We start from the raw sequence: 9,114 nt of genomic DNA on the forward strand, positions 1-9,114 counted from the left end.
TTTCAAAATCGTCCTCCTCAAAAGCACTGTTATCCGCTATGGCAATATGCGTCATTTCAAAGCGTTGTTTTGCCGTAACGTTCGCACTCTTATGAGGCGGATTGCCGTCCGTTATAAATATCACACGGTCAAGTCCGTATTCCTCCCTTGCCATTTCCGCAATTAAGAGATGTGCGTTATGGATAGGATTGAATGTACCGCCCATTATTCCTATTTTCATTTCCTCGGCAACTCGATTTTTCTGTATTTTTCTTCATCGGATTTACGATAAATTATAAACTTATTTCCGATTGCCTGCACCGGCTCCGCTTCAAGACGTTCCGCAACGTAATTGCAGGTGTCGCGAGTATCAAGCATTGCAGTTTCAAGTATATGCACCTTTAAAATTTCACGTTTTGTAAGTGCTTTGTTAAGTCCATCAATAAATGCGTCAGTAACACCTTCTTTGCCTATTTGGAATATAGGTTCAAGCTGATGCGCCATTTTTCTTAAATACGCTCTTTGTTTTCCTGTTATCATTAATATCCTCCGAAGTAATTTTTATCATAAATACACATATTTAATTATATCATTTCAATATTGTATTGTCAATAAAAAAACAGGCAATAAAAAAAACCCCAAAATAACCGTCAGTTAAAGTCGAGTTTCTACCTGCTCATGCAGGTGGGCTAAATCCCGTTTACTTTATATGTCCACTGGCATTCCCGAAGGAACGGAGGCGTATACGCCATAAACGGAGATAATATCCCTTTTAAGAAGTGTTGGTAAAAAAAAGACTTTTAAACGCGAAATCTCAGGGTAATTAGCTATTTTGTTTTTCTGTTATTATAATAGCACATAATGAACAAAATTTCAATAGGAAATTTATAGTTTTTCAAAAAAACTTACAAAACGAATTATTTTGACATTACCTCTATGGTTTTGCCGATATTATTCTTCGTTTGCCATTTCCTCATCACGTCTTAAAAATTCATTAAATGCAGCCTCAAGTCTTGCCTCATCCTCAACCATTACAAGCTCAGCCTCTTCTGACTCAACGTCACCCTCAACCTGCATAATAAGAACTTCATCATTTTCCTGACCTTCAGGAAGAACTTCAAGAAGTGCGAAATATGTTACACCTTCAAATTCAAATACATCGATTGTTTCAAATTCAATCATACAACCGTGTTCGTCTTCAAGCATTATTATGTTATTTTCCATTATAAAAATTCCTTTCTCTTTCCGTTATTTATTTTAACTATTTATATTGTAATATATACCACTTGAAATGTCAATCTATTTATTTTTTTGCGAACTTAAATATCCGTCAAGTATTATGCACGCCGCAACGGTATCCAATACATTTTTTCGTTTTTTTCCGCGTGTATTTGTTTCATTCAGAAACCTTGCCGCACCGACAGACGAAAGTCTTTCATCCCAAAATATAATTTCGCCGTCATATATTGTTTTAAGTGCGTCGGCAAATTCGTGCGTTGCGTCAACACGAAAACCCTCACTTCCGTCCATATTTTTCGGCAGACCGATAACTATTTTTTCGGGTTTGTATTCGTCAAGTATTTCCTTTAATTCGGTCAGTAATTTTTCGGTACCTCTGTTTTTTATCGTTCTTACGCCTTGTGCCATAAAGCCGAGCAAATCACTTACCGCAATTCCCACTCTTGCGTCACCGTAATCTATTCCGAGTATTCTCATTATACTTCCTCCCTGTTAAAATCTCTTGCAAGCGATTTTATCCATTTATTTTTATTTATACGAATGACCGCCACCAAACTTTTTAACGGCTCATCACTTTTCATCAAAATCAGTACAAGCGGTACAGGCAACCTTAAAAGTGAACCTATCAGTGCAAGCGGTGTTGCAACACACCAAAGCGTAATAATTTCTGCAACCATACAAAATCTTGTATCTCCTCCGCCGCGAAGTATTCCGACAATCGTAACAGATGAAACCGATACAAATATAGTTATGAACGCAATCGTTACCATCAATTCATTTGCAAGTGCCTTTGTTTCGGGCGGAATTGTGTAGAAATTGATAACAAAATTCTTCAAAAGCAATATAACTCCGCAGGCAATAACGCCGATAACATAGCTTAAATATTTTAATGTTTTTGCTTCAACCTTTGCCCTTTCGATTTTTCCCGAACCGATAGATTTACCTATTATAATTCCTGCCGCATTAGCGATACCGAATATAACAACCGTTGAAAGCTGTTGCACCATTGACGCGATTGAATTGGCTGCAACGGGGTCACCGGCTGAATATTTAATGTGTCCGAGTATTGCCGCTTGTGCCGATACACCGAGCGACCACATAACTTCATTTATAAATACAGGCAATCCGTGTTGAAACAAGTCAAGCGCAAATATCTTGTCAAACAAGAACAAATGCTTAGGTTTAAAATTAAGACGTTTGTCAATGCAGAAAATGTATATACTTACTATCAAAAATTCAAGTATTCTTGCTGTGAGCGTTGCAATCGCCGCACCGCGAATACCCAGCGCCGGTGCTCCGAGATTACCGAAAATAAGCACCCAATTCAAAAATACGTTTGTACAGAACGATGTAATATTTACCACAACAGATATTTTCACAAGCTCTATACTTCTTATACAGCATATCATCGTATTGCTTAGACCAAACAAAATATATGCAAAACCGATAATACGCAGATATGATATTCCTGCCGCAATTATTTCATCATTGTTTGAATATATCCCCATCACGGCTTGCGGAAATATAAGTACCGCAAGTGCCATAAGTGTTGAAATAACAAACGCAACTTTTAATATAATCGAATAAATCGACCGTATTGACGCAGTATCACGTTTTCCCCAATATTGCGCACTAAGTACCGTTGATGCACCCGCCAAGCCGAAACAGACAAGCGATAAAATGAAAAACGGCTGATTTGCAAGCGATGATGCTGACAAAAACACACCCGTATCGTCTGCTCGTCCCAACATAATCGTATCCATCATACTTGTCGCAAAACTGATAAGATTTTGCAGTGCAATCGGTATTGTTATTGTGAGCAGATTAATATAAAATCTCTTTTCCTTTACTATATGCAATTATTTTCCCTCCTATTTGTTGCATAATAGTAATATTATACACGCAAACTACATTAATGGCAAGTATTTTCTTGACTATTTTCTTTTAGAAAGGTATAATTTATATATAAAATACTTAAAAGTTTGAGGTGATTTCTATGACAAAGAAAATGCTTTTTATTTTTAATCCACATTCGGGTAAAGGGCAAATAAAAAATCATCTTCTTGATATTCTCGATAAATTTGCCAAAGCCGAATATGATATTACAGTCCGTCCGACTCAAGAACGTTTGGACGCATATAATTATATAAAAAATAACGGTGATAAATTTGACAGAATCGTTGTATCAGGCGGCGACGGTACTTTAAATGAAGCAGTAAAAGGACTTATGGAATTTGACGCCGACAAAAGACCTTGTCTTGGATATATCCCAACAGGCACAACAAATGACTTTGCCTCTACTCTTGAATTGCCGAAAAGTATAGCGAAGTCGTCCGATATTGCCGTAAACGGCGTTCCGTTTAAATGCGATATCGGTAAGTTTAACAGTACGACTTTTAACTATGTTGCCGCATTCGGCGCATTTACCGATGTCCCTTATGATACACCGCAGGAAACAAAAAACATTCTCGGTCATACCGCATATGTTTTGGAGGGTATGAAACGACTTTCTTCCCTTCCGTCTTATCACGTTAAAATAAAATACGATAACGGCGAATTTGAAGGCGATATATTCCTATGTATGATTTTAAACGCAACCTCCGTTGCGGGATTGCATAAAACAAAACAACTTAAAAATGTAGATTTGAATGACGGATTGTTTGAAATGCTCGTTTTTAAACGTCCGACTAATCTTATCGAATTTCAAAATATTCTTATTAATCTTATGCGTGGCGAAAATTCCGGCGATGAATATTTGTTTGTAAAATCTTCGTATTTTGAATTTGAATGTGATGAGAATATTAAATGGACCCTTGACGGCGAATACGGTGGCAATCCTAAACATACCGTCATAAATGTTATGCCGTCCGCTATGACTTTTATCATTGATAAAACGCATAATATGTTGAAAGAATAAAAAATTTAATTTTTTTATAAAAAAGTATTGACAAATCAACTTTTCACTGCTATAATGTATTATGTTGTTTGCAGATGTGGCGGAATTGGCAGACGCGCTAGACTTAGGATCTAGTGTCACCGACGTGGGGGTTCAAGTCCCTTCATCTGCACCATTACGAGTGTTTTTACAGAACCTGAACAGTTTTGTAAGAACACTCGTTTTTTATTTATTCTGCACACGCCGCATAGTGAATGTCTACACCTTGTCGTGTGTGTACAGATACATTATTTTCAGGTGATTTATCAATATTCGGTATCTCAATACTCCCTATACAGTTATAGTGGATTTTCAACCGTTGTATTCGTTTACCGTCAATTTCTTCGGCCTGATAGACTTCTATTTTTTCAATTAACTCATTCAGCATTTTCGTTGTCAACTTTCTTGCTCTTGTGTATTTCCTGACAGATGTTATAAACATATCAGCCGAAACAGACTTGTTTTGTTTTTTTGCGAGTTCATCTTCTAACTCTTTTACACGAATATTAAGCTCTTTTTGTTCAGTATCATACTTGACAGATAACTTTGAAAATCGTTCATCAGATATTTTACCTAAAACATTATCTTCATAAATTTTTTCAAAAAGAGTATCAAGCTCTTTATCTCGTGCAATCAAAGAGTTTAATTCTTTCTGCTTCATTCGCTGCTCCTGTTCTGCTGCCTTTATAGAATGTCCCATAACTATTTGAGCAAATTCCGTTTCATATTGTGTTGCAAACTTCGTCAATCGTCTAATTTCACCCAATACAACTTGTTCTAAAAAATATACATGGATATAGTGAGTTGATGAGCAAACCTTTCTGCCACCTTTATTATATCCCGAACAGTTAAAATACTTAATATCGTGATTTGCCTGATTGAAATGATACCATAAATTGCTGCAACAATCGGCGCATACCAGCAAACCCGAAAACATATTCTTTTCACCGTCTGCCTTTTTGCGCTTTCTTGTCGTACCGCGATTATTCTGTAAATTTTCCCAAACTGCACGCTCAATAATAGGCTCGTGAACATTTTTTAAAACTGCCTGATTTTCTTTATCATTAGCAATTCTTTTTTTGTTTTTATAACCTCCGACTTTGAATTTTTGAGTTATCAAATTTCAAAATCGGCTTTATAGATAACGGACAGGGGGCTTGTACCATTTGCACACGATAAAAAAAATATATATTATATAAGCACAAATAACAGAAATTTTACAGATAAAATCATAAAAAAATTGACTATTCTTAATTTCTGCCATATAAAAATAAAAAAGCGTAATACTATGTGTCATAAATACACACAATATTACGCTTTCATTGTTATTTACTGTTAAAGTGTCATTTTTCGCATTGATAGGTGCAAAGATAGAATTAGAGTATTCTATTTTTTTGATAAATAAAGTTTTTTATCAGACCTGCAAATGGATTTCTCGTTTTTTACTCTATTCATATCTCCTGTACATTAGTAAATCGTTCACTATTACCTAAAATCAATTTATCACCTTTTGTTAATTTAACCTCAACCGTTCTACCGTTTTGTGAGATAATATTTTTGCTGTTACAAATCATATTATTCGCGCAAAATGGAGGCAGTTCGATTATTATATTAAATGTTTTGCTTGCTGTTAATTCTGCTTTAAACTCATTTTGAGGTATATTCCATTTCATATCAATAGTGCCGCCCTCAAATCTCCAGCCTGTAATTTTTCCGTGCTGCATATCATCGCTTAGAGCCGGAAGAAGTTTTATCAATTTCTTTGATGAATACAAAATCATTTCCTGCACTGCGTTTACATATCCCATACTTGCGTCAAGCTGAATAGGAGCGGCAGAGTCCATTTCCAAAGACAAATCCATTCGCCGCCAATCATTATGCAGCGTGAAAAAATTAGTCTGCATACAGCTTCTTACGAGATTATTTAAGCAGTCCATCGCGTCATTACCGCGATTAAATCTTGCATATATTGACGCCATATGCGCCTGCGACCAACCTGTTTGTGCGCTAATATCTCTCAAATCAACCGCCTTTTCAAATGCTGATACCATATCGTCGTTTGTTGTTATTTCATCACCCGGAAAAACAGGATATATATGCGACAAATGCCTGTGATAATACCTGTCCTCAAAATCATCGTACTGCCATTCCTTAACGGCTCCGTCTTTATTTACGCTATATTCGGGAATGGAATTTACGATATTTTCCCATATTTTAATTTTGTTGCCGTATATATTATGCTCGACGCATAACTCGATTAAATTTGTAAACAATTCCTTGATTATCGCCAAATCCATAGTGGAATTAACCGCGCTTGTCATAGGGTGCGCCATATCAACATTGTCTTTTGGAATAAAATTCAAAGGAGAATTTTCGGGCGAAACACTCGGATATATTTTTATATGTCCGTTTTTGTCAAACACAATAAAATCCTCGTAAAAATCCGCCGCCGCTTTCATAAACGGTAAAACAACACTATGCAGATATTCGCTATCTCCCGTATAGGAATAATATTTATAATAATGCTGCGCCAGCCAACCCGCTGCGCCCGTCCAATTTATAATTACAGGAACAAGCTGACAAGGCAGCGGCATATTCGGTGTTGTTCCTGCCGGAATAAATATACCATTGCAGCCGTAAAGTTTTTTAGCGCACTCCTCAAAGCTGTCAAGTCTGCTTATATAATAGTCTAATAATGCCTTGTTAAGCTCCTCCAGATTGCCGATATTGGTATGCCAATACATCATCTGTATATTTTCATTCGCCATATTATGGCTCCATACAGCCTTATAATCTCCGCACCATAAGCCGTACATAGAAAACGGAAATCCGTCCTTAGAACTTCCCGATATAAACAAATACCGTCCGTACCGCCATAGTTTTTCGATAAGCTCATTCGGAGATTTGCCGCTATACGCTTTTAACATAAGTTCCTCATTCGATAAATCATTGTTCTCAAACAAGTTAAGCTCCGCACTATGATACAAGGCACTGTGAAGCGGAATATGACGGTTTAGATAATATTCATAGCTGTTATTCTCAAATTTCAACTTGTCTTTATCAGGACAGCCATTTACAAACACCTTTATTTTAATAAGAATATCAGACGCACAATTTACATTGATACGATTTTCAATGTTTTTAATATCACCGTCAGCACTTTCGATTTTTACCGCCGCACCGTATGGTTTTTTATTGGTATTAAGCGATTTATAAATGATAATATTACTGTCTATTTCAGTACGGCTATGTTCCTTTACATATTGATATGTTTTGTCGGAGCTGTCGGTAGCTGTTGGAACATCTAATGAAAATACAGCGTCCAAGAAAGGCTTATCTGCCTGTATTCTAAGAAGTATCATATCGTCTTTTCGTGATACGAATAAATCTTTTTTTACCCACACATCTTTTTCACGGAATTGTGAGCTTACTTCGCCTGTTTCCATATTGACAGCGCGAAGATAATCAGAAAATCCTGTAAAGCCTGTAAAAGACATATTAAGTTCTGCAAGTGGCAGCGGATAACCGCGCTCATTGTTATATCCGCTTTCTGTAAGCGCATTTGTTAAAATCCAATTTGCCGTATTGAAATCTCTGTTATCCATTGCTTGACGTGTCTTTGTCAGACTTCCGCTTATATCAGGGAGAGGATTACATTCCGTACCCGTCCATAAAGCACTGTGATTTATAAGCATACTTTCGCGTTTTGTGCCGCCGTACACATTTGCGCCTATTTTTCCGTTACCGCTCACCAAACCCTCGCGCCACAAGACTTTATGCCACGACGAGGGATATTTCATTGTAATTACATTTATGTTTTTATTTATCAGTTTCATATTATCCTCCTTGAAGTCTTATACTATAAATGCCAATCCGAAATATTCCGAATTGGCATTTATAAAATATATATAGAGAGAGAATTAACATATATATATAGAGAGAATTAACGCAAAATCTTTGCTTCTGTAAGCGGCTTCATATTCTCTAAACTGTTCCATAAGAACGCTTTAATATAATCTCCGCTTTCAATCGCTGAATTTGAATATGTAATGCTATATTCGTTGGCACTATTAGCCGTTACTGTATGCTTTTCGGTTTTCAATTCCTTTAAAGTTCCGTTTTCATCATACAATGCAATCATCATATTTACGGGTATATCCGTTTCACCGTTATTTTTTATTGATTTGATAGACGCAAAACCTTTTATAAGTCCTCACAAATGTTTATAAACCAATGTGAAAATGGCTTAAAATCAAGGTTTTCCGCATATCTTCATTTTTCTTGTCATATCTCCGCATAAGGTGTTTTTGTAAGACCGGGCACCATTTTAGCACCACAGAATATAAGGAGGACGACATGAAAAACGAACTTTTGACTAAGGGTATTATACTTCCGTCCGGCGAAATCGGCAAGGATAAGATAAACCTTGTCGCCGGGGCAATCACGCAGCCGTTCGCGGAAATGGTATGGGTAACGACAGGCGGCGACATGGAAACAATCAACCGCCTTACCAACGTACTTGTAACCATGAACAACCCCACCGACCGGGGCAAGCTGTTCAAAATCATCAAACTGCTTTATGGGCTAATGGGCTTGCCTTTTTCAGAGGAAGCCGAGCCTATGGACGCAGACCCCGACGTTTTGGAATACTTCATCTTTTCTTTCATGGCAGACTTTGGAGAAGTCATGCAAGAACTGATAGCAGAAGAAATGAAATAGCGACCCGCACAGCGGCGTTTCTCACTCTCTCACTGGGAGAACAGGAACGCCGCTATTTTTATGCCCTCATGTTACGCAGTAGGGGCAAAAAAAGCCTTGATTTATCGGGCTTACAGAACGCAAAACAGAGGAAGCAAGGAAAAGATACCTTACCCCTCAAAATCCGCGTTCTACTGCGCAACAAATCTAAAGCAAAGGAGTGATGAAGCTATGGCAGTTTTCCGTGTGGAACGCAACACAGG

General features: G+C 37.1%; 10 protein-coding genes, 1 tRNA gene and 1 other RNA gene. 3 read left to right on the forward strand and 9 right to left on the reverse strand.

Going from position 1 to position 9,114, the window contains the following annotated elements; all coding sequences use genetic code 11:
* From ACLTU0_RS08820 to ACLTU0_RS08845, 6 genes are all read right to left on the reverse strand, one after another.
* Nucleotides 1-220: nicotinate-nicotinamide nucleotide adenylyltransferase (locus ACLTU0_RS08820; RefSeq protein WP_412322092.1), on the reverse strand; the 220-nt coding region annotated here is incomplete at its 3' end.
* The gene (gene yhbY / locus ACLTU0_RS08825) at nucleotides 217-519 is read right to left on the reverse strand and encodes a ribosome assembly RNA-binding protein YhbY (protein ID WP_412322093.1); all 303 of its coding nucleotides are present in this window, start codon (nucleotides 517-519) and stop codon (nucleotides 217-219) included. The genes ACLTU0_RS08820 and yhbY, both read right to left, overlap by 4 nt.
* Nucleotides 520-610: 91 nt before the next feature.
* Nucleotides 611-803: non-coding RNA, 6S RNA (gene ssrS, locus ACLTU0_RS08830), on the reverse strand.
* A 127-nt stretch (nucleotides 804-930) separates the two neighbouring features.
* Nucleotides 931-1,203, reverse strand: coding sequence for a DUF1292 domain-containing protein (locus ACLTU0_RS08835; RefSeq protein WP_022230101.1), 273 nt, complete (start codon nucleotides 1,201-1,203; stop codon nucleotides 931-933).
* A gap of 75 nt (nucleotides 1,204-1,278) precedes the next feature.
* Entirely contained in the window at nucleotides 1,279-1,695 is a 417-nt protein-coding gene (gene ruvX, locus ACLTU0_RS08840; RefSeq protein ID WP_412322094.1) for a Holliday junction resolvase RuvX, read from the reverse strand.
* Entirely contained in the window at nucleotides 1,695-3,077 is a 1,383-nt protein-coding gene (locus ACLTU0_RS08845) for an MATE family efflux transporter (protein ID WP_412322096.1), read from the reverse strand. The genes ruvX and ACLTU0_RS08845 overlap by 1 nt, the downstream gene beginning before the upstream one ends.
* 137 nt (nucleotides 3,078-3,214) lie before the next feature.
* Here ACLTU0_RS08845 and ACLTU0_RS08850 point away from each other — a divergent pair, with 137 nt between their 5' ends.
* Both ACLTU0_RS08850 and ACLTU0_RS08855 read left to right on the forward strand, forming a co-directional pair.
* Nucleotides 3,215-4,135, forward strand: a complete 921-nt coding sequence (locus tag ACLTU0_RS08850; RefSeq protein WP_118446136.1) for a diacylglycerol/lipid kinase family protein — start codon at nucleotides 3,215-3,217, stop codon at nucleotides 4,133-4,135.
* 70 nt (nucleotides 4,136-4,205) lie between these two features.
* A tRNA-Leu gene (locus tag ACLTU0_RS08855) sits at nucleotides 4,206-4,289 on the forward strand.
* Between the two features lie 54 nt (nucleotides 4,290-4,343).
* Here the strand turns inward: ACLTU0_RS08855 and ACLTU0_RS08860 are convergent.
* The 3 genes from ACLTU0_RS08860 to ACLTU0_RS08870 form a co-directional block, all read right to left on the reverse strand.
* The gene (locus tag ACLTU0_RS08860; RefSeq protein ID WP_412322097.1) at nucleotides 4,344-5,273 is read right to left on the reverse strand and encodes a DUF4368 domain-containing protein; all 930 of its coding nucleotides are present in this window, start codon (nucleotides 5,271-5,273) and stop codon (nucleotides 4,344-4,346) included.
* A 331-nt stretch (nucleotides 5,274-5,604) separates the two neighbouring features.
* Complete coding sequence (locus tag ACLTU0_RS08865; RefSeq protein WP_412322098.1) at nucleotides 5,605-7,989, reverse strand: glycosyl hydrolase family 95 catalytic domain-containing protein; 2,385 nt, start codon at nucleotides 7,987-7,989, stop codon at nucleotides 5,605-5,607.
* A 107-nt stretch (nucleotides 7,990-8,096) separates the two neighbouring features.
* Nucleotides 8,097-8,297: a hypothetical protein gene (locus ACLTU0_RS08870; RefSeq protein WP_412322099.1), complete on the reverse strand. Its 201-nt coding sequence runs from the start codon at nucleotides 8,295-8,297 to the stop codon at nucleotides 8,097-8,099.
* 212 nt (nucleotides 8,298-8,509) lie between these two features.
* Here ACLTU0_RS08870 and ACLTU0_RS08875 point away from each other — a divergent pair, with 212 nt between their 5' ends.
* Nucleotides 8,510-8,872, forward strand: coding sequence for a hypothetical protein (locus ACLTU0_RS08875; RefSeq protein ID WP_005422970.1), 363 nt, complete (start codon nucleotides 8,510-8,512; stop codon nucleotides 8,870-8,872).
* Nucleotides 8,873-9,114 lie beyond the last annotated feature (242 nt).

The organism is Hominilimicola sp. (genome assembly GCF_046972485.1).
In the GTDB taxonomy this organism is placed as follows: Bacteria; Bacillota; Clostridia; order UBA1381; family UBA1381; genus Hominilimicola; species Hominilimicola fabiformis.

Excerpts from the sequence above, each read along its gene's own strand:
- ruvX (WP_412322094.1), bottom strand. The coding sequence starts at position 1,695 with ATGAGAATACTCGGAATAGATTACGGTGACGCAAGAGTGGGAATTGCG.
- ACLTU0_RS08870 (WP_412322099.1), bottom strand. The coding sequence starts at position 8,297 with ATGATGATTGCATTGTATGATGAAAACGGAACTTTAAAGGAATTGAAA.
- ACLTU0_RS08875 (WP_005422970.1), top strand. The coding sequence starts at position 8,510 with ATGAAAAACGAACTTTTGACTAAGGGTATTATACTTCCGTCCGGCGAA.
- ACLTU0_RS08835 (WP_022230101.1), bottom strand. The coding sequence starts at position 1,203 with ATGGAAAATAACATAATAATGCTTGAAGACGAACACGGTTGTATGATT.
- ACLTU0_RS08865 (WP_412322098.1), bottom strand. The coding sequence starts at position 7,989 with ATGAAACTGATAAATAAAAACATAAATGTAATTACAATGAAATATCCC.
- ACLTU0_RS08850 (WP_118446136.1), top strand. The coding sequence starts at position 3,215 with ATGACAAAGAAAATGCTTTTTATTTTTAATCCACATTCGGGTAAAGGG.
- yhbY (WP_412322093.1), bottom strand. The coding sequence starts at position 519 with ATGATAACAGGAAAACAAAGAGCGTATTTAAGAAAAATGGCGCATCAG.